Source organism: Neobacillus sp. SAB-20_R2A (genome assembly GCF_049568635.1).
Classification (GTDB): domain Bacteria; phylum Bacillota; class Bacilli; order Bacillales; family Cytobacillaceae; genus Neobacillus; species Neobacillus citreus.
Genome location: NZ_CP145895.1, coordinates 992,265 through 1,011,759, shown reverse-complemented (window position 1 = coordinate 1,011,759; position 19,495 = coordinate 992,265). Strand labels below are relative to the sequence as shown.

Genomic DNA, 19,495 nt, shown 5'->3' with positions numbered 1-19,495 from the left:
GTATCATAAAAAAGCTAGCGGTTATAACCTAGTATTTAAATCGTATATATTCAATTTTGCAGTCCTTTTTATTTTTGGAAGGACTTTATCCCACCTTGTAATAATTACGTACACTAACAGAATACTAGTATGGAAAGAATATATGTCAGATATAGAGTTCAGGGGGGATGGTGCGCATGGAAAGACAACAATTGGCAAGAAGAATCTCGGTTGCATCCGGCAAAGAACCAGCGGATACAGTTATTAAAAACGCAAAAATTATCGATGTTTTTAACGGGGAAATGATTGAAGGGGACATTGCGATTGCAGATGGTTACTTTGCGGGTATTGGCACATATGAGGGGAAACAGGTAATTGATGCGAATGGGGCTTATGTAACTCCAGCCTTCATCGATGGTCATGTTCATATCGAGTCATCCATCGTCACACCTGCCGAATTTGCCAAAGTTCTTCTCCTGCATGGTGTAACGACTGTTATTGCAGATCCACATGAAATTGCCAACGTTCTCGGTACCGAAGGAATTCAATATATGCTCGATGCTTCCGAAAACCTGCCGTTTGACTTTTACTTTATGCTCCCTTCCTGTGTCCCTGCGACTGAGTTCGAACATTCCGGTGCTGTTTTAAATGCCGAACAGTTAAAACCTTTTTTTCAGCAGCCAAAGGTTCTAGGATTAGCTGAAGTCATGAATTTTCCTGCAGTCCTTAACTGTGACAAGGATATGCTCGAAAAGATTGCTACTTCCAAAGCCTTTGGAAAAAAAATTGATGGCCATGCTGCCGGTCTTTCCGCAAATGATATAAATGTGTACATGGCTGCCGGCATCCGAACCGATCACGAGTGTACAAACGCAGCCGAGGCAAAGGAACGTCTCAAGCGGGGGATGTATGTGATGATCCGCGAAGGGACTGTGGCCAAGGATTTACGTCAATTGGTCCCTGTCGTAAATGAGCGTAATGCCCGCCGCTGCTTATTCGTGACAGATGATAAACATCTTGACGACCTGCTTCATGAAGGAAGCATCGATCACAATGTTAGGCTGGCTACGCAAGCGGGTATCTCCCCAATAACCGCTATTCAAATGGCAACGATCAACGCGGCAGAATGTTTTGGACTGGAGGAAAAAGGGGCTATCGCTCCCGGATATAAAGCAGATTTCATCATCATGGAGAATCTTGAAACGATTAAAATTGCCGATGTTTATAAGGACGGGACGGCTATTGTAAAAAAAGGAGCCATTGTACACTTTCAAGAAAGCAGCCAGCCGGAACTCCCAAGCTCTTTAACCCATACGGTTCGTTTCCATGAAATTTCCGAGGAGGAATTTCAAATTCCGGTTCAATCCCATAAGGCAAATATCATCGAAATCATCCCGAATAGCCTGGTGACACGTCATATCGTTGAACAGGTGGAAACAAATGAGTCCGGTTTTTTTCAATGCTCTTTGGATATGGACCAGCTAAAATTGGCCGTGATTGAACGCCATCATCAGACTGGTTTTATCGGTTTGGGAATTGTCAAAGGTCTGGGGCTGAAATCCGGTGCCATAGCGACTACAATCGCCCATGATTCCCATAATCTTGTGATTGCCGGTGCAAACGATCATGATATGGTGATGGCCGCCAAAACCATCAAGGAGATGCAAGGCGGGATGATAGTTGTAAAAGACGGCAAGGTCCTTGCATCATTAACGCTGTCCATCGCAGGGTTGATGTCGGACCGCCCCTATCAAGAGGTTTACGCCAATCTAAACAATATCCATGGTGCACTAAACCAGTTAGGGGCAAATCACCAGTTCAACCCATTTTTAACTCTTTCCTTTTTAACCCTGCCAGTCATACCGGAATTAAAGCTGACCGACATAGGCTTATTTCAGGTTTCCAAGTTTCAGCATATCTCGATCGATGCAGAGTAACGTTTGCTTTGTCCTAAAGTACAAAAAAAGAACCCCGTTAAGGTTCTTTTTTTTCTGTCTCTGATTGAATCACTTTTAGGCCGCTGTTTTCCCTGCCCGTTTCCACAATATGTTTCAACACAGAAAGCCTATTGTTCCAGAATTGGTCATAGAACTGCTTTAGCTCCGAGAGCGGTTCAGGATGGAGCCGATAAATTTTTTCACGGCCTTCCTTTCGTCCACTGACCAATTCCGCCTCGGAAAGGATTTTCAAATGCTTGGCAATAGCCGTCCTACTTACTGAAAAGTGCGATGTGATCTCCGAAATCGGTAATTCTTTTTCAGAGAGAAGCTTTAGTACCTCTCTCCTGGTAGGGTCAGCAATTGCCTGAAACACATCATGTTTTTGTGCTGATGCAGACACTTAGCTCTCCACAATTTTGCGAAGCTTTTCAACAATGCCAGTCCAGCCGCCGGACATGATTTGATGAACAGCACCAGATTTTTGGCCCGCTTTACCGATGGTTTCATCAGCCGGTTTCCAGCCCCCATGAATCAGAGTAAACTCCGTCTTTCCACCCAAATCTTTCAAAATAAAGGAAGCAAACCAGCCCTCTGTATCCCATTTAAATGAAAGGAGGTTTGGAGGATCAAATTCCGTTACTTTACAAGGAGATGGACCGAATGGAGATTGCAGGTGAAACTCATGACCGACTTCCGGTTTGAAGTCATTTGGCATGAACCATTCCCCAATCGCTTCAGCCGTAGAAACATGCTCCCAAACCTTTTCAATTGGTGCTTCGATGACGATTGATTTCTTGATGTCTTCTAGTGTATTTACCAATATAATCCACCTGCTTTCTCAAAAAATATACAACCTTTTGGTTTCACATTTACAATTATATAAAACCATTTGGTTTCATGTCAACACAAAAGTTCCTTAATACTTTCCCCAAAAATGCATATAAAAAATCCCTTCCACAAATCAGAAGGGATTACGCTGTCTGCTCGATTTTCCTTTTTCGAAAAATAACATGCTCTAACACAAAACATAAAATGAGGCCGACGAGCAGTCCGTTGGACACAATGTTCCGCAGCCATGGAGCGATATTTTCAAAGGCTTCTGGCGGTAAAAACATGATCCCAATTCCTGTCATTAAGGAAATCCCAATCACCATCAGGTTCCGTCCCGTCGGCTCCTGCCCCATTAAATCGCGGATACCAAACCCTAGCAATTGTGTAAACATTGTAAAAAGGGATGCATAGGCAACTTCTAGTGGCAGTGTTGCTAAAAACCCTCCTATATACGGAAAAAATCCTGATGCCGTGATTAACACCGCTCCTATAATGAGCGGTAGCAATTTTTTAATGCCAGTGGTCATAATGAATCCAGCAGAAATAGCCAGCGGGATGACGCCCACTACGGAAAATAGACCAGAGAAGATTAAACCAACTCCATTCCCAAAAATCCCCTTCTGATACTGAGTAGGCTTTACCCTTTTTTCTAAGGCCAGTCCCACTACCAAAACGCTGGAGATTACGTTGGAAATGAGGACGACCGAAGTAAGAATCGTGGTTAAGGCAATCCCAATATCAAACTTCGGGGTTCCCCAAGAAAAAAATTCAGGAATGCTGAACCACTTGGTGGGTTCATAAGCTTGTTTTGTATCACCCAAACCAAAGAAATGAAACATGGCCCAGCCAACAATAATCCCAGCTAACGGACCTAAACTTCTTAAAATGCCAGTTGTTTTTAATGATATGAATAAAATAATGACAACAACTAGGAAACAAATAAGTGCAATTTTCCCGTTTAAATGGCCGGTAGCGGTGAAGCCAAGCATGCTTTTTAAAAACGAACCACTCAATTGACTGACTAGGAGAATTAAGTAAACACCCGTCACAATTGGTGTAAATAGGAGACGTATATTTTCAATAATCGGCAAAAAACCGATTATAGCCAACAATATTCCGGCGATGATTAGCCCCATTTCTAATTGTTGGAGCACATTTCCTTGATTGGCTGGGACACTCATAGTACCGAGCAGGATAAAGATGGCCCACCACATTCCTGCTGCTCCTTCTACGAGGGGAAGACGATGGCCGAAAAAAATCTGAATTAAGGTAGCGATTCCGGTTACAAACAGCATGCGCTGCATAAAGTCAGCGATTTCAGCCGGTGCCATATGAAAGGCTGCTCCAACAACGACCGGCACTGCAATTACGTTTGTTAACATAAAAACAGCCCACTGAATTCCCTGGACACTAATAATCAGTCCGCTATCCTTTATTGTTTGTCCCTTCATGATAAAATTTCCTTCTTTCTAGACAGCAACTGAATCCTGCTTTTCCGCGTCTTTTTGGTAGTATTTTGCGATAAAATGTCCATTTAAAGACGCTAATATTTGTTGGAAAAGCATCCCTACCACTACCGGAACGGCCACCGCCGGCGGGAAATACGTGACGCTGATGACAGCGCCGGCACTAATATTTCTCATTCCCCCTGAAAAGGTCAAGGTGATGGCCGTATTCCGGTCGCCAATCAAAAGCCTCCCCAGGAAAAAAGAAAGCAAATATCCGCACAGTGCAATAACAAAGACTGTAACCATAATACCGATTAGTTTAAGGTCAATATTTCTAAGATAGGGAGCAACAACCGCTCCATTCAGCATCACAACAATACCCATACTGATTTTTGAAAATGGGGCAAGCTTTACCCCTAATTGTTGATTTATTTTTCCTTTTGTCCACTGGTTTAACAGCATTCCGATAATGGATGGGATCACAATCATTCCCAATAATCCTTTCATGATATCGACATAATCCATTTCAATTTTTTGTCCCATAAAAACTGAGAGAGAATATGGAACAATGATTGGTGATAACAAGGTGTCGATTAAAATAATGGATAACACAAGCGGAATATTTCCTTTATAAATGGAAACCCAAACAAAGCTCGTTATGCCTGTTGGAATGACCATCCCTAAAATTAAACCCGTAATGGTATAGGCATCATTCGGGAAGGTGATATGCCCCACTCCCCACGCAAACAGTGGCATGAGAATATGGAGAATCAGCATTGCTATAAAAATTGGAAAAGGATGAAGCATCGCGTCTTTCAACGATTTGAAATTGGAATTTAAGCTTCCGGCAAATGTCATAAAGGCGAAAATCCACGGGATTAAAAAGGAAAAATCCTTTATATAAGCACTTAAGATAACCCCGGTTATAACACTAACCGGGGTTATAAATGGCATTATTTTCTCTAGTTTTTTATTCAATTTTTGCAGCATAAAGGATCGCTCCCTTTTTTAATCTTCAAGTGACTTTAAAAAGTCCCTCCAGGCTGTGACGCCGCCTTCCAATAGCGTGACCTGATAATTTTTTCGGTCAAGGATATTCGCGCATTTTGCTGCCGAATTCCCGGTCGTGCAGGTAACAATGACCTCTCTGTCTTTCGGTAAGGTAAGCTGTTTGTCCTTATTTTCTTCAAGTTCAAATATTTCTGTTTTTGGAATGTTACGGCTTTCAACATGGGAATCTTCTATGTGAAACTCGTTGTATTTCTCGTTTGCCCGGACATCCAAAATCATAACATTTTCTTGTCCTTGTAATCTTTCATGCAGCTCTTTAGCTGTAATTTTTTTCACTGTCACCCTAACCACCCCCATTCAAAAGAATAACACAATTTTATAATTTGGGAATGTAATATCTTTCGTTAATCGAAAAAAAGCTGAACAAAAAAGACTTCCACTGTTGTATAATATTGCCATTATATTTTATGGAATAAGAAAGAAGTGGAGATATGGCAAAAGCGCAAAAACTCCAGATGTATTTGCTGCTCGTTATGGTAATGGCGGTTTGGGGATTTAATGTTGTCGGTATTAAAGTAATTGTTTCGCATTTTCCTATCGTTACGATCACGTCATTACGGATTTTCACTGCAGCAATATCTGTCTTTACTATCCTAGCCTTTTTAAAGAAGGTCCGGATACCGACTAGAAAAGAACTCCGTTATATCGCTGTGGCTGGATTTTTTAACGTGGTCTGTCATCATTTCTTTTTGTCGATTGGTTTAAGCAAAACCACTGCCACAAACGGAGGGCTCATTCTTGGGCTTGGTCCGCTCTTGTCAGCCATTCTGGCGTTTATCTTTTTAAAGAGCAGGGTAACGTTAGTAAAATTTTTGGGAATCATCTTAGGCTTTACTGGGGTTACCTTTATTGTTACGGCAGGACATGGCGGTTTGTCCCTAAGCAGCATTTCCCTTGGCGATCTGTACATCTTTTTATCGATTCTTACACAGGCATATAGTTTTGTGCTGATAAAGAAAGTTTCCGATACGTTGGATCCCCGCTTATTGACTGGATACATGATGCTTTTTGGGTCGATTGTTTTATTTTTCATTAGTTTATTTATGGAACCAGGCGGGTTAAAGGAATTATCTAACGGGTCCTTCGGTATTTGGATGATTTTTCTCGCTTCTGCCGTATTCGCCACTGCGATTGGTCATATGATTTACAATTATGCTGTAAGCAAGGTTGGCGTAACGGAAGCAGCCATCTTCATCAACTTTGAGCCCTTCTTTACCTTAGTCAGCGCGGTGACGATTCTTGGAGAAAAAATATCCGTTGCGCAAATCCTTGGATTCCTTCTTATTTTATTTGGGGTGTTATTTGGCTCTGGGGCGCTCGAGGAATTCCTTCATCAGTCGCAGCAGAAGAAGAAACCGGTGTATGGCGGAAAAGCAAAGCATTTATAATTTCTAAAAAGAGCGGGCGCTTAAATCGTCATTTTTCAAGCGCCCTCTGAATTAATCAAAACTTTTCCGATCCCCTTGCGGTCTATGCTTTCTTAGGCCGGAAACCGGAACCGCTCTTTCCCCCAAATAAATCCTTGCCTCGCTGACAATCGCAAATAGGGCAGTTCCGATAGCAAGGTGAAGGACGGCAAGCGGGATGGAAATCGAAGTTTCAATTACCGCCGCACCAATGATCAATTGAAATAAGACGGTTAATGTCCCCAACAATAAGCGTTTCTGCAGACCCTTTCCCCATCTTTTTGAAAAAGACCAGTATGTCAAAAGCAGGATGTAACCTGCGGAAATACCAGCCAGACCGCGGTGGAGGGTTTGCAGCAACTCAGGTGTACTTGAAGGAAAAAATGTTTGCCGACAGCCCAGCCACCCGCAAGCCATACCAAACGATTCATGTTTAATATAGGCTCCAAAGGCAACTGTACATGTCAAAAGAATGAGTAATATGTTCAGATGGATCGTAGCAGGTAGAGTCTTTTCAGTAATGAAGTCAACTTGAATAGCCTGATTTTGAAATCCTCGGTATCTCCAAATCCAAATTAAGAAAACAAGAAAAGTAAAAGCGATGATGAGATGAATGGTAATTATGATGGATGGCAAATCGCGGACTACAACAATCGCACCAAGCAGGATTTGAATAATAAGAAGCCCTAACATTGAAAAAGCAGCCAATCCGACCGTCTGCCCCCTATTTGCCCTTAAAAGCTTAATAAATAGGACAAGGGATAAAATCCCTAGCAAAGCACCAATTATTCGATGACCAAACTCGATTAAGGTTGCCCCTTTTAAGACAGGCACTACTTCTCCATTACATAACGGCCATTCCGGCCCACAGCCCATTCCGGAATTAGAGGAAGCCACATAGCCGCCAAACACAATTAAGAAATACGTTAGAAGCATACAAATAAATGCTAACCGTTTGATTGTCACCTTTCGCCCTCCAATTTAGGGAAAATTTTGAATCTATTTACAATTTAACAAAAACGGACAATCATTTCGGTGATATGCATCACGATTGTGCCTCTAGGAACCAAATTTCCGCCTTAAACATACCGTATACTGCTATGCTGTTTTGCTATAAAAGGAGTGTTATGATGTATTACAACCCTTTTCATTATCCTGTAAATCCGCCAATGACGTATTATCCTTCCTACACCATACACTTTCCTCCGCCAAGGTCCTACCCGCCAGTGAATACGAAAATTTTTGAACAATCCATCAAAACTTTCCGTGTTTTAATGAGGCAGGGGAGCTTGCTGCTCGATCGGCTTAGTGATGTCGGATTTGCCCGCAAAATCATGAACGCCGCCCAGCAAGGAAAGCACGCCGAGGTTGACAGCCTCATTAAATCGATTGGACTCACCATTCCTGTTGGCACAAGGTTTACGCCATCAGGTGTAGCTTTCATCCTCACTACACCAGCCACTCAGGCTCAGCCTGCTGACTGCTGCACTTTATCAATTAACATGAAATGGGGGCAATGACTTACCCTAATCGGCATCTTCATATAAATTCCTTCCGAGCGGCAGCATAAGGTATTTCCAAAAAAAAAAGTGGTACCCATTAAAAACGGATACCACTTTTATTGCGTTCAAGATACATCTCTATCTCGTCTGGCGGTAATGGTTTGCTGAATAGGTAGCCTTGGCCGACAGCACAGTCATTTTGCCGCAGGAACTCCAATTGATGTCCGGTTTCAATGCCTTCTGCGATGACTATATAATTCAGGTTTAACCCCATATCAATAATTGTTTTGACCAGCATTTCTTGGCTTGCAAGGAAAGGTACATCCTGTACAAAGGATTTATCGATTTTGATTTTATGAATGGGAAGACGGTTTAAATAGCTTAACGAGGAATAACCTGTCCCGAAATCGTCAATGGACAAAAGCACCCCCATCCCCTCCAATTGATGAAGGATGTAAGACGATCTTTGCAGATTCTTCATGATGCTTTCCGTGATTTCCAATTCAAGAAGCCCTGCATCGAGACCTATTTCTTCCAAAACCGCTGCAGTATATTCAATAAATTGATCATCTTCGAATTGGCGTACCGATACATTGACAGCGATTGGAAAATCCGCTATTCCCGCTTTGCTCCAATCCTTCCTTTGTCTGCAGGCTTCCCTAAGAACCCACTTGCCAATTGGGACAATCAGCCCCGTCTCCTCAGCAAGCGGAATAAATTCAGAGGGTGGAACAAAGCCGTGTTCCGGGTGATCCCAGCGGATTAATGCCTCCATTCCCACGATTTCCCCGGTTGTCAAGGAAAATTGCGGCTGATAATAGAGCATCAGCTGGTTAAATTCCAATGCTTTACGCAGACCATTTTCCAATTCCATCTTTCGGACTGATATTCCATTTAAACTAGATGAATAAAATTGAAAGTTATTCCCGCGCTCTTTTGCCTTATACATAGCGGTATCGGCATTTTTTATTAAGCTTTCCTCATCAGCGCCATCTTCAGGATAAAGACTAATTCCTATACTTGTTGAAACAAAGAATTCCTGATTATTTACGCAGAAGGGCTTTGAAAAGGCAGTTAGGATTTTTTCGGCTATATAGGTCACTTGCTCCTTATCGGTGTCTTCTAGTAAAATGATAAATTCATCTCCACCCTGCCGCGAAACAATCCCATTCTGTTGAACTGCACCTTGCAGTCTGCCTGCTGCCATTTGAAGGATTATATCCCCAATAGAATGGCCTTTCGTATCGTTAATAATCTTAAAGCGATCCAGGTCTAAAAATAACACAGCCGGTTTTTGGTGTTGGTGATTTGTTACTGCCTCAGTTAAGTGGGCCTTAAAGCTGTTTCGATTTGGCAAGCCGGTTAACGCGTCATAGTAAGCCATTGTTTTAATCGTTTGCTCTGCCCTTTTCCTTTCCGTAATATCCCTGCCGACAATTTGCACAGCAAATCTGCCTTCGAAAAGAATTGGGTTTGAAGCCATTTCGACATCTATTAATTCACCATCAAGCCGTTTTACCTGAAATTCGAAACTTACTCTTTCCTGAATAGGGTTATCATAGGATCCAACCCTCCTTCGAATTGTCCGGATAATGTTATTGGGAACATAATTTAATGGCGACTTGCCAATTAGTTGCTCCGGATAGGCTGCGCCCATCAGCCTCCATCCAGCCTCGTTAATATATTCAATTTTCTCCTCACTAACAACAGCGATGATGTCTGGGGACATTTCTACTAAACTGCGATAGCGGTCCTCACTTTCCTTCCGGTCGGTAATATCAAATAGTACACTACTAAAATAAACAAAGTTTCCTTTGGAATCCAAAGTCGGGAAACCCCTGTCATAAATCCATCTCACTTCACCGTTAGGCCGGATAATTCGATACTCACTTGTTACTGTTTCCCCAAGTGCTATTTTATGCTCACGTTCAGATATGATGGGTAAATCATCCGAAAAAATGACCTTTTTCCATAAAGCATGGTCATGATAAAAGTCTTCTAACGATACTCCATACAATTTTTCAATCCCTTGGGTAATGAAAAGCTGATTGGTTTTGAGGTCATGGGACCAAATCGCTACATCTAGGGAATCATAAATATTTTTTAACTTTTGTTCATTTTTTTCATATTCTACTGATTTTTTCCCCATTTCCTTTAAAGTGACCAGGAGAAAAGGGATGGCACATACAATCACCGAAATGGTGGTAAAGTGAAATAGTTTAATAGATGGAAAATTGAAAGAAACAATTAAATCAAGTAGCTCTGAAAAAACAAGCAAACAAATGATGATCATCCACTTTATTCGAGTATTTGCCAATTTCAATTCCATCAACGTTCTTTCCCCTTTTTTCGCTTCGAAAATCATTAATTTTAAAATAACAAAAAACATCTAACTTTACAATTGTTGTTAAAGCGGAAGTAGCAGCGTTTTCAATGGTAAAAAATGCGGGCATCCCCTTTGAATTTTGTACCGTTCAAGGAACTGTCAAAACATTTCGAACAAACTTTGAACTTATTACTATAGCCATGTTTTTTACTGAAAAATTCTATATATTGGAAGTAGAAAGAAACAAATAAATTTTGAAAGGTGGAATGAGTTATGTTTAACAAATTCTTAAGGGAGAACAAAGTCTCCGCAGCCATCTTACTTGTTATCCGCTTATACCTTGGTTACGCTTGGTTCACAGCAGGTTTTCATAAATTAACAGGCGGCTTCGATGCAGCAGGATTCTTAAAAGGAGTGACAGCAAACCCTGTAAAAGGTCCAGATGGAGCTGTTGTTTACGGCTGGTATGTAGATTTCTTAAAAGGTGTGGCCCTGCCAAACGTAGATCTCTTCAACTTTATCGTCCCTTGGGGTGAAATGTTGGTTGGTCTTGGATTGATGCTTGGATGTTTGACAACTGCAGCTATGTTCTTCGGTCTTGTGATGAACTTCGCCTTCTTCTTAGCCGGAACTGTATCTCATAACCCTACTGACATCTTCCTTGGCTTTATCATTCTAGCAGCCGGCTATAACGCAGGACGATTTGGTTTAGACTACTGGGTAGTTCCTTTCTTCAGAAAAATGACCAAGAAACATGCCGTGACTGAAAAACCTAATACCACTGCTTAACAAACTCTAACAAAAAGACGATTCGCAAAGTCGAATCGTCTTTTTTTATTTCAAGCGGTATACCCTTGTTTCATATGGTTTTAAAATTGGTTCGCTCGTTTTTGGAACTTCATAATTATGAAGCAGCAAGGAGCTATTTTCAAAGTTAACTCCTTTTACCTTTGCCTTACTATCTGAAAGGTTGGCAATTACCAGCACCTTTTCCTTGCCAAGTGTTCTGGTGTAGGCAAATATTTGTGGGTCTTTTGCCAAAAGTAAATCATACGTGCCATACGTAAACACTTCATTGGCCTTTTTCAAACGGATCATTTTTTTGTAAAAATTCAATATGGAGTCCTGGTCGTGTTCTTGTGCCGCCACATTGATTTTGCGATAATTTGGATTGACCTTTAGCCATGGAGTTCCTACGCTAAATCCAGCATTCACTTCATTTGACCACTGCATCGGCGTCCGAGAATTATCGCGGCCGCTCGCCCAGATTATCTCCATGATGTCCTCATGTGGTACACCATCCGCCCGTTTCAATCGGTACATATTTTTTGCAGAAACATCATCATAATCCTCAATGGAATCAAAGCGGACGTTAGTCATGCCGATTTCCTGGCCTTGATAAATAAATGGCGTCCCCTGCATTAGAAAATAAATCGCAGCAAAGGCAGTGGCACTTTCCCGCCAGTATTCCATATCATTTCCCCAGGTGGAGACTACACGGGCCTTGTCGTGGTTTTCAATAAAAAGGGCATTCCAGCCGCTCCCTTCCAGCCCTTTCTGCCAGCGCGACAGGACATCCTTAAATTCTACTATATCCAGTTCTTTTTTTACCTCAGCATCCCAAAGAGCAAGGTGCTCGAATTGAAAAATCATGTTGAATTTGCCCTGCTGTTCCCCGACCCAAAGCTCAACGTCCTTGGCATCATCGGCGGTGACACCATTTGCTTCACCAACCGTCATAATGTCATATTTGGAGAACGTCTCTTCCTTTAATTCCTGAAGAAAATCGTGTATCCCGGTCACGTTCATCATTTTTTCAAAGCATGGAACATAGGGAAGCCCCTTTGGATTCGGCATGTCGGGGAGGCCAACTTCCTTTTTGATATGGCTGATGGCATCGACGCGGAAGCCGTCAATCCCTTTATCAAGCCACCAATTTACTGTTTGATAGAGGGCATGGCGGACTTCTTCATTTTCCCAATTAAGGTCAGGCTGTTTTTTTGAGAAAAGGTGCATGTAATATTGGTCAGTTGCTTCATCATATTCCCATGCAGACCCGGAAAAAATGCTTTCCCAGTTATTCGGTTCCTTTCCGCCCTTACCGTCGCGCCAAATATACCAGTCGCGCTTCGGATCGTCCTTAGAGGCGCGGGATTCAACAAACCATGGGTGTTCATCGCTCGTGTGGTTGATGACTAAATCAAGAATTAGCTTCATCCCTCGGCGGTGAGTTTCTTGTAAAAGCAAATCAAAATCCGCCATCGTTCCAAACTCTTTCATGATTTCCTGATAATTGCTGATATCGTAGCCGTTATCATCATTTGGCGACTCGAACATTGGGCAGACCCAGATGACGTCAATTCCTAAATCCTTAAGGTAATCAAGCTTCGTGATGATCCCCTGGATATCGCCAATCCCGTCTCCATTCGAGTCCATAAAGCTGCGTGGGTATATTTGATAGGCCACCGCTTCTTTCCACCATAATTTACTCATATCTTCCTCACTGACTTTCTATTTGTTAGTCCATTGTTAGTACTTACCTTTTTGGGGCGCATGATTTTCGTTCAATCAGCTTCGTCGGGATTGTAATTCGTTTTGGCAGGGTGTCTGGATGCTCAATTTTTTCAATTAAACATTGCGTTGCCACCTGGCCCAGTTGAAAGGTACCGATATCCACTGACGTTAATGGAGGCTTCGAGTGCTCCGATAATGAAAGGTTATTAAAGCTGATAATCGAAATATCTTCTGGCACTCGAATGTTCAAAGCATCCAAGTGGCTGATGATTTCATACGCCATTAAATCGTCCTGGGTGACAAATGCAGTTGGCTGCACTTTCAAATTGATCAAAGATTGAATGGCATCCCGTCCATTTTCATTAACAAATCTTTCATGAACCAAATAGGCTTCATTTACGGGAAGACCCGCTTCTGTTAAAGCCATTCGATAACCATTTAAACGGTCATGGGCGACAACAAAGTCCAAATTCCCGCCCACAAAGGCAATGTTTTTATGACCAAGGGCAATCAAATATTTTGTCACCTGATTAGTTATAAAAATATTATCGTTGTCAACATACGTAATTCGTTCTTCATAGGTGCTTGGCCGGCCCACTACGGTAAATGGGAAGTCTATTTCCGAAAGGTACTGCATAGTGCGGTCATTAACCCGTGAATATAACATGACAATCCCATCGACCCGTCTCCCATTTACCATCGACAGCACTTCCTCGTGAATCTCCTCCTCCGTTGAACCTGTGGAAAGGTAAATCCCGTATCTGCTGTCATGGGCATTCATGCTGATTCCTCGTAAGACTTCAGGGAAGAACGGGTTGCGGAAAGCATGATAGGCTGAGTTCGGCATAATGACCCCGATCGTTTGGGTGCTTTTGGCGGCCAGACTTCTTGCTTGCAAATTAGGATAGTATCCTAATTCCTCCATGACCTCTTTCACACGCCTCTTAGTCTTCTCACTGATTCTCGGATTGTTGGCTATCACCCGAGAAACCGTTGAGGGCGCCACATTAGCTGCCTTTGCTACATCCTTAATCGTTACCACAGTGCTTCCCCCTAAGCCAATAAAGTTTGATTCTATTATATAGTAAATTTGTTATTTAACTGCACCTTCGGAAATCCCTTTAATAATTTCACGCTGGGCAAAGAAATAAGCAATGATGACTGGAATAATCGCAATGGTCAGTCCGGCAAGGGCCAGATGCCACTGCTTCGTATACTCTCCAAAGAAGAAGAACATCTTGAGCGGAATCGTCTCCATCCCTTCCTGGTTAATAACCAAGGATGGAAGCAGGTAGTCATTCCAAATCCAGATCGTATTTAAAATCGCAACGGTGACCGTAATCGGTTTTAACATTGGGAAGATGATATACCAGAAGATTTGGAAGCGGTTAGCTCCGTCAATAGTGGCCGCTTCATCCAATGATTTAGGAATGCTATTTAATGTACCATGATATAAAAAGATCGATAAACTGGCGCCAAATCCGAGGTACATAAAGATAATGCCAGCCCGGTTTAACATTTCTAATTTCCCAAATATCGTCACCAATGGAATCATAACTGATTGAAACGGGATCAGCATCGCTGCAACAAACAGGAAGAATATAAAACTACTGATTTTGCTTTTATTCCGTGATAAAGCATATGCTGCCATCGATGAAAAAACAATGATCACCAGTACGCTGACTACTGTAATCAACACAGAATTCATGAAAGTTTGAAGAAAATTCAGCTCCGTAAAGGCTTCGATATAGTTATCGAAGTTAAAGCCTGCCGGAAGCTTTAGTGTATCCTCGAACATTTCACGCTTTGTTTTAAAGGAGTTCACAATCATTAAGTAGAAGGGAGAGAGCCAGATAAGACCTAATATAATACCTAGGATCTCAATGGGCCATTTATTTTTCCTCATTACATTTCAACCTCCCTCTTCTTATTGATGTATACCTGTGTTAAGGAAATGACAGCAACAATCACAAAGAAAATAACCGCTTTTGCCTGCGCATACGCCATTTCACTTTCAGTAAAGGCCGTTTTAAAAATTTCCATTGCCACCATTTGTGTGGAGTTATATGGTCCTCCGCCAGTAAGCGATAGGTTTTGGTCGTAAAGCTTAAACGTATTGGACAAAGTCAGGAACATGCTGACTGTAAAAGCAGGTGCGACTAATGGGAAAATAATGTAGCGGAGACGTTGAAATGGACTTGCTCCGTCAATTTCTGCTGCTTCTATCAATTCACCAGGCACGCCTTCCAAATAGGCAATGTAGATGACCATGATGTATCCGGACATCTGCCAGCTCATTAAAATGACAAGTCCCCAGAAACCTGTTTGGGTAGTAGAAAGCCAGCCTTCTAAACTTTGAATTCCAAACACTGAACCAATTCCAGCAAACACTTTAATGAAAATAAACTGCCAGATAAAACCAAGAATCAAGCCGCCAATTAAGTTTGGCATAAAGAAAATCGTTCTTAAGAACTTATTGGATTTAATTTTTGAAGTGACAATAAGGGCTAAAGATAAGCCAAAAAGGTTAATTAGAATAATGGAAACCACTGAAAATTTCACGGTAAACCACATGGAATCTAAAAATTCCTTATCATCCAAAATGGCCAAATAATTCTCAAGGCCGACGAAACTGCCTACTTCGATTCCGTTCCAATTAGTAAAAGAATAATATATACCAAATACCAGCGGGACGATCACAACCATAGATAAGGCCAACAGAACTGGTGCTAAAAATAGCCAATAGGATAAATCCCGAGTACGCATCATGGTAAAAAACCTCCAAGCAATAATCTCTATCTCTCGTTTTATAATGAGAGAAAAGGGGCTGATTGATAAGGGGAAGCTTCCTTACGAACCAGCCGCTTGTCTCTCAAACAATAATGGGTCCTTTTGTTAAGGACCCATTATAAATTTGTTTTAGAACAACGCCTCAGCGTTCATTGATTATTTATTTCTGGATTTCTCCCAGGCTGCTTGAGTAGCTTTCACAACATCTTCCCACTTAGCTTCTTTGCTCAAGTATTTCTGGATTTGCACGCCAAGCTCGTTTTGTCCCCAGCCAGTTGGGTAACCCATGAATGTCCAGCCGATTGTTTTGCCATCTTGGGCATATTGATAAATTTCTTTTGAAAGCGGATCGCTGATTTTTGATGCATCGAAGCCATCATAAGCAGGGATAAATTTAAAATCGTTGATAACCGCTGCTTTACCTTCGTCAGAAGTATATAACCAGTCTAGGAATTTCTTCGATTCAGCAACAGTTGCTTTGTCCTTGTTGCTGTTTACGCCCCAGTACATTGGAATCCCTACAGGAATCGCATCTTCTTTGTAGCCTTCAACAGGGATTGGCAGGATGCCGATGCCTTTTTGGGCAAATTCCTTGTCAATGCCTTCGATGGAGCCATATACCCAGTTACCTTGCTGGATCAATGCTACTTTTTGCAAGGAGAACAATTCTTCAACCTGCTTAGAGTAATCTAAGCTTACAGTTGGCTGTACAGAATAATCGTTTTGCAGATCAAGCACTTTCTTGAATGCATCGCCGTATTTGAAGTCAACTTTTTTCGCGTTATATGCGTTTAATACGTTGTTATCAAATTCCGGAGCAAGGAAAGCATTGGATAAGTGAAGACCAGTTACCCAAGTTTCTTTACCAGGAAGAGCAAATACCGCTTCAAGTCCAAGTTCTTTTTTCTTGGAATCTAATGTTTTAACTGCTTTTTCTAGGTCAGCATAACTCTTGATTGATTTTGCATCAATGCCGGCTTTTTCAAATACAGCTTTGTTGTAAATCAAACCGTAGCCCTCTTGGTTGTACGGTAAACCAAGAATTTTTCCGTCCTTTGATACTCCGTCAAGAGTACCTTTTAAGGCAGCTTTTGATGCTTCAGTATCAGAAAGGTCAGCAAGTTTCTTCTGCCAATCTTCTACGTCCTGCGGACCGCCAATGTTATAGATGGCTGGTTCTTTGCCGGAAGCAAATTTGGATTTAAGGGCCGCACCATAATCTTCACCGCCGCCAACAGTCGTGATGTTGATTTTTACACCCTTGTGTTCTTGCTCATATTTTTTAGCAACTGTTTCAAATTGCTTTTTAAATTCAACCTTAAATTGGAAAACATCAATTGTCACATTGCCTTTTGAACTTTCGTTGGAAGAGCCCTTATCAGCGTTTCCACAGCCAGTTAAAAGAAGGCTTAGCGATAAAACCCCTGCACCTATGCCGGAAAATAACTTTTTCTTGTTCATCATTTACCCCCATGCTTTGCATAATAATTTTTGGTACATCGTCTTTTGCGCAGCTACCATATTGACAGAGATGTAGGTAGTATTGACAGATACGACTTCTAATACTCTATTAAAGATTTGCGAAATCGTTTGCACAATTCCGTATAGTAAAAAATCTAACTACTTTGTTAAAGGAAAGTCGAAATTGTCATCTATCAAAATACTATTTTGCGAAATCGTTTGCGCAAAAGTGAAAAAAAACATAATAAATCTAGCAGGCAACAATTCAATTTAACTGCGTATAACAGCCTTTGTCTATTTAGACCCCCTATCTCATTATGTAGCAATTAGTGAAAACGTTTGCACTAATCGGTAGATTCATAGTAACACTTCTGGGCTAAATGTGCAAACATTTTTTTTGCAGAGCCTGGATCCCCACTCTTATCAGGACAGTTCGGGTTCAGGCCCCTGGTTAATTAGCGTGTTAAAACAACTACTTCAAATGGCCGGAGTTTTTCTATGTTTGAGCCTTCGTAATTTGAAAGAATGACGTTGTAATCAGAAATTCTTGTCAAAAGTTCATTCTCTAAAGCCACGTCCTTATCCCCAAAATTGCAAATAACAATCACGCATTCTTCTTTCCATTTACGTTCATAAGCAAACAATTCGGGGTGGGCTTCAAGCAGCAATTGAAAATCACCTTCGACAATGATGTCCAGTTCCTTTCTTAAGGCGATTAATTTTTTATAAAAATAAAAAATAGAATTCTTATCATCTAGAGCATTCTTCACATTTACTTCTTGATACCTCGGGTTCAGCTTAATCCAAGGGGTTCCCGTGGTGAAGCCTGCATGTTCCGAATCATCCCATTGTATTGGGGTTCTGGCATTATCCCTTCCCTTTGCATAAATGGAGGTCATGATTTCCTCATGGGAATATCCTTGAGATGTCCGTTCCTTGTACATATTAATCGTCTCAATATCACGGTAATCTTCAAAAGATTTGAATTTCACATTGGTCATGCCGATTTCCTCGCCTTGGTAAATATAAGGTGTTCCTTGCATAAAGTGCAGGCACGCGGCCAGCATTTTTGCTGATTCGACCCGATATTCTTCGTCATTGCCAAAACGAGAGACAATCCGAGGCTGATCGTGATTGTTCCAGTACAGGCTGTTCCAGCCCCTGTTATGTATAGCTGTTTGCCATTTGGCCAAGTTTTCTTTTAAATCGAGGAGATTTAAAGGCTTAAGATTCCACTTTCCGCCGGGCGCACTGTCAAGGTCCATATGCTCAAACGTAAAAATCATGTTCACTTCGCGGCGGTTTGGATTCGTATAAAGAATCGCATCCTCCGGAGTGGTTCCAGGCATTTCCCCGACTGAGATGGTTGGGTACTGGGACAATACTTCTTTATTCATTTCTTGTAAAAACTCATGAATTCTAGGGCCATTCATAAAATAAGGAGCGCCATCACCAAATAATTGCCCGCTATGCAGTTCTCCATCCGGCAGCCCTGGAGCTTTGGAAATCATGTTGATGACATCCATCCGGAAGCCGTCGACACCCTTTTCCAGCCAAAACTTCATCATCTGGTAAAGCTCTTGGCGAACCTTTGGGTTTTCCCAATTTAAGTCGGGCTGTTTTTTTGAAAAAAGGTGCAAATAATATTCATTTGTTGCCTCATCATACTCCCAGGCCGGGCCGCTGAAAAAGGAACCCCAGTTATTCGGTTCTTTTCCGTCCTTGCCTTCCCGCCAAATATAGTAATCACGATAAGGATTGTCCTTAGATTGTTTCGATTGGACAAACCACTCATGTTCATCAGAAGTATGATTGACGACTAGGTCCATCATTAACTTCATATCCCGCTTGTGAATTTCTTCAAGAAGCAGGTCAAAATCAGCCATCGTTCCAAATTCGTTCATGATTTCCTGATAGTTCCGGATATCATAGCCGTTATCATCGTTGGGCGAATCATAGATTGGACTCAGCCAGATGATATCGACACCTAGTAATTTTAGATAATCCAGTTTTTCAATAATCCCCGGAAGGTCTCCAATTCCATCCCCGTTCGAATCACGGAAACTGCGCGGATAGATTTGATAAACGACGCTTTTTTTCCACCATTGGTCAGTTGTATTCATTTTTGCTGCTCCTTCCCTTCAATAACACCTACATCATAACACAACAGTCTCATTTTGAAAGGGCTGCCAATATAAATAAAAGCAACCCGAATGGCTGCTTTTAC

At 41.7% G+C, this 19,495-nt stretch carries 17 protein-coding genes; 4 read left to right on the top strand and 13 right to left on the bottom strand.

Annotation, left to right across the window (positions count from 1 at the left end; translation table 11 throughout):
* Positions 1–170: 170 nt before the first annotated feature.
* Positions 171–1,916, top strand: coding sequence for an adenine deaminase (gene ade, locus V5M37_RS05035; protein ID WP_423801047.1), 1,746 nt, complete (start codon positions 171–173; stop codon positions 1,914–1,916).
* A 37-nt stretch (positions 1,917–1,953) separates the two neighbouring features.
* Here ade and V5M37_RS05030 read toward each other — a convergent pair whose 3' ends face one another.
* The 5 genes from V5M37_RS05030 to V5M37_RS05010 form a co-directional block, all read right to left on the bottom strand.
* The gene (locus V5M37_RS05030; RefSeq protein ID WP_423801046.1) at positions 1,954–2,319 is read right to left on the bottom strand and encodes an ArsR/SmtB family transcription factor; all 366 of its coding nucleotides are present in this window, start codon (positions 2,317–2,319) and stop codon (positions 1,954–1,956) included.
* On the bottom strand, positions 2,320–2,739 hold the full coding sequence (locus V5M37_RS05025; RefSeq protein WP_423801045.1) for an SRPBCC family protein: 420 nt from the start codon (positions 2,737–2,739) through the stop codon (positions 2,320–2,322).
* A 151-nt stretch (positions 2,740–2,890) separates the two neighbouring features.
* The gene (locus V5M37_RS05020) at positions 2,891–4,201 is read right to left on the bottom strand and encodes a purine/pyrimidine permease (protein WP_423801044.1); all 1,311 of its coding nucleotides are present in this window, start codon (positions 4,199–4,201) and stop codon (positions 2,891–2,893) included.
* A gap of 18 nt (positions 4,202–4,219) precedes the next feature.
* Complete coding sequence (locus V5M37_RS05015; protein ID WP_423801043.1) at positions 4,220–5,188, bottom strand: bile acid:sodium symporter family protein; 969 nt, start codon at positions 5,186–5,188, stop codon at positions 4,220–4,222.
* A gap of 18 nt (positions 5,189–5,206) precedes the next feature.
* On the bottom strand, positions 5,207–5,551 hold the full coding sequence (locus V5M37_RS05010; RefSeq protein ID WP_423801042.1) for a rhodanese-like domain-containing protein: 345 nt from the start codon (positions 5,549–5,551) through the stop codon (positions 5,207–5,209).
* A 149-nt stretch (positions 5,552–5,700) separates the two neighbouring features.
* Here V5M37_RS05010 and V5M37_RS05005 point away from each other — a divergent pair, with 149 nt between their 5' ends.
* Complete coding sequence (locus tag V5M37_RS05005; RefSeq protein ID WP_423801041.1) at positions 5,701–6,657, top strand: DMT family transporter; 957 nt, start codon at positions 5,701–5,703, stop codon at positions 6,655–6,657.
* Between the two features lie 51 nt (positions 6,658–6,708).
* On the opposite strand, the gene V5M37_RS05000 is transcribed toward V5M37_RS05005, so the two are convergent.
* Positions 6,709–7,641, bottom strand: coding sequence for a COX15/CtaA family protein (locus V5M37_RS05000; protein WP_423801040.1), 933 nt, complete (start codon positions 7,639–7,641; stop codon positions 6,709–6,711).
* Positions 7,642–7,805: 164 nt separating this feature from the next.
* Between V5M37_RS05000 and V5M37_RS04995 the strand changes: the two genes are divergently transcribed.
* Positions 7,806–8,195 (top strand): hypothetical protein, encoded by a 390-nt coding sequence (locus V5M37_RS04995; RefSeq protein WP_423801039.1) that lies wholly within the window; start codon positions 7,806–7,808, stop codon positions 8,193–8,195.
* A gap of 79 nt (positions 8,196–8,274) precedes the next feature.
* On the opposite strand, the gene V5M37_RS04990 is transcribed toward V5M37_RS04995, so the two are convergent.
* Positions 8,275–10,506: a bifunctional diguanylate cyclase/phosphodiesterase gene (locus V5M37_RS04990; protein ID WP_423802575.1), complete on the bottom strand. Its 2,232-nt coding sequence runs from the start codon at positions 10,504–10,506 to the stop codon at positions 8,275–8,277.
* Between the two features lie 270 nt (positions 10,507–10,776).
* Here V5M37_RS04990 and V5M37_RS04985 point away from each other — a divergent pair, with 270 nt between their 5' ends.
* Positions 10,777–11,292 carry a DoxX family membrane protein gene (locus V5M37_RS04985; protein ID WP_423801038.1) on the top strand — a complete coding sequence of 172 codons (516 nt, stop codon included), beginning with the start codon at positions 10,777–10,779 and terminating at the stop codon, positions 11,290–11,292.
* A 45-nt stretch (positions 11,293–11,337) separates the two neighbouring features.
* Here the strand turns inward: V5M37_RS04985 and V5M37_RS04980 are convergent, their stop codons facing one another.
* The 6 genes from V5M37_RS04980 to V5M37_RS04955 all read right to left on the bottom strand — a co-directional run bounded on the left by V5M37_RS04980 (position 11,338) and on the right by V5M37_RS04955 (position 19,391).
* Positions 11,338–12,996 carry a glycoside hydrolase family 13 protein gene (locus tag V5M37_RS04980; protein ID WP_423801037.1) on the bottom strand — a complete coding sequence of 553 codons (1,659 nt, stop codon included), beginning with the start codon at positions 12,994–12,996 and terminating at the stop codon, positions 11,338–11,340.
* A gap of 43 nt (positions 12,997–13,039) precedes the next feature.
* Positions 13,040–14,059 carry a LacI family DNA-binding transcriptional regulator gene (locus V5M37_RS04975; RefSeq protein ID WP_423801036.1) on the bottom strand — a complete coding sequence of 340 codons (1,020 nt, stop codon included), beginning with the start codon at positions 14,057–14,059 and terminating at the stop codon, positions 13,040–13,042.
* A gap of 51 nt (positions 14,060–14,110) precedes the next feature.
* A complete protein-coding gene (locus V5M37_RS04970; RefSeq protein WP_213146453.1) occupies positions 14,111–14,923 on the bottom strand; it encodes a carbohydrate ABC transporter permease in 813 nt (270 codons plus the stop codon).
* The gene (locus tag V5M37_RS04965; protein ID WP_213146749.1) at positions 14,923–15,783 is read right to left on the bottom strand and encodes a carbohydrate ABC transporter permease; all 861 of its coding nucleotides are present in this window, start codon (positions 15,781–15,783) and stop codon (positions 14,923–14,925) included. The genes V5M37_RS04970 and V5M37_RS04965 overlap by 1 nt, the downstream gene beginning before the upstream one ends.
* A gap of 180 nt (positions 15,784–15,963) precedes the next feature.
* Positions 15,964–17,268 (bottom strand): ABC transporter substrate-binding protein, encoded by a 1,305-nt coding sequence (locus tag V5M37_RS04960; protein WP_423801035.1) that lies wholly within the window; start codon positions 17,266–17,268, stop codon positions 15,964–15,966.
* Positions 17,269–17,723: 455 nt separating this feature from the next.
* Positions 17,724–19,391 carry a glycoside hydrolase family 13 protein gene (locus V5M37_RS04955; RefSeq protein WP_423801034.1) on the bottom strand — a complete coding sequence of 556 codons (1,668 nt, stop codon included), beginning with the start codon at positions 19,389–19,391 and terminating at the stop codon, positions 17,724–17,726.
* Between the last annotated feature and the right edge of the window lie 104 nt (positions 19,392–19,495).

Excerpts from the sequence above, each read along its gene's own strand:
- V5M37_RS05020 (WP_423801044.1), bottom strand. The coding sequence starts at position 4,201 with ATGAAGGGACAAACAATAAAGGATAGCGGACTGATTATTAGTGTCCAG.
- V5M37_RS05015 (WP_423801043.1), bottom strand. The coding sequence starts at position 5,188 with ATGCTGCAAAAATTGAATAAAAAACTAGAGAAAATAATGCCATTTATA.
- V5M37_RS05005 (WP_423801041.1), top strand. The coding sequence starts at position 5,701 with ATGGCAAAAGCGCAAAAACTCCAGATGTATTTGCTGCTCGTTATGGTA.
- V5M37_RS04995 (WP_423801039.1), top strand. The coding sequence starts at position 7,806 with ATGTATTACAACCCTTTTCATTATCCTGTAAATCCGCCAATGACGTAT.
- V5M37_RS04990 (WP_423802575.1), bottom strand. The coding sequence starts at position 10,506 with ATGGAATTGAAATTGGCAAATACTCGAATAAAGTGGATGATCATCATT.
- V5M37_RS04985 (WP_423801038.1), top strand. The coding sequence starts at position 10,777 with ATGTTTAACAAATTCTTAAGGGAGAACAAAGTCTCCGCAGCCATCTTA.
- V5M37_RS04980 (WP_423801037.1), bottom strand. The coding sequence starts at position 12,996 with ATGAGTAAATTATGGTGGAAAGAAGCGGTGGCCTATCAAATATACCCA.
- V5M37_RS04970 (WP_213146453.1), bottom strand. The coding sequence starts at position 14,923 with ATGAGGAAAAATAAATGGCCCATTGAGATCCTAGGTATTATATTAGGT.
- V5M37_RS04965 (WP_213146749.1), bottom strand. The coding sequence starts at position 15,783 with ATGCGTACTCGGGATTTATCCTATTGGCTATTTTTAGCACCAGTTCTG.
- V5M37_RS04960 (WP_423801035.1), bottom strand. The coding sequence starts at position 17,268 with ATGAACAAGAAAAAGTTATTTTCCGGCATAGGTGCAGGGGTTTTATCG.
- V5M37_RS04955 (WP_423801034.1), bottom strand. The coding sequence starts at position 19,391 with ATGAATACAACTGACCAATGGTGGAAAAAAAGCGTCGTTTATCAAATC.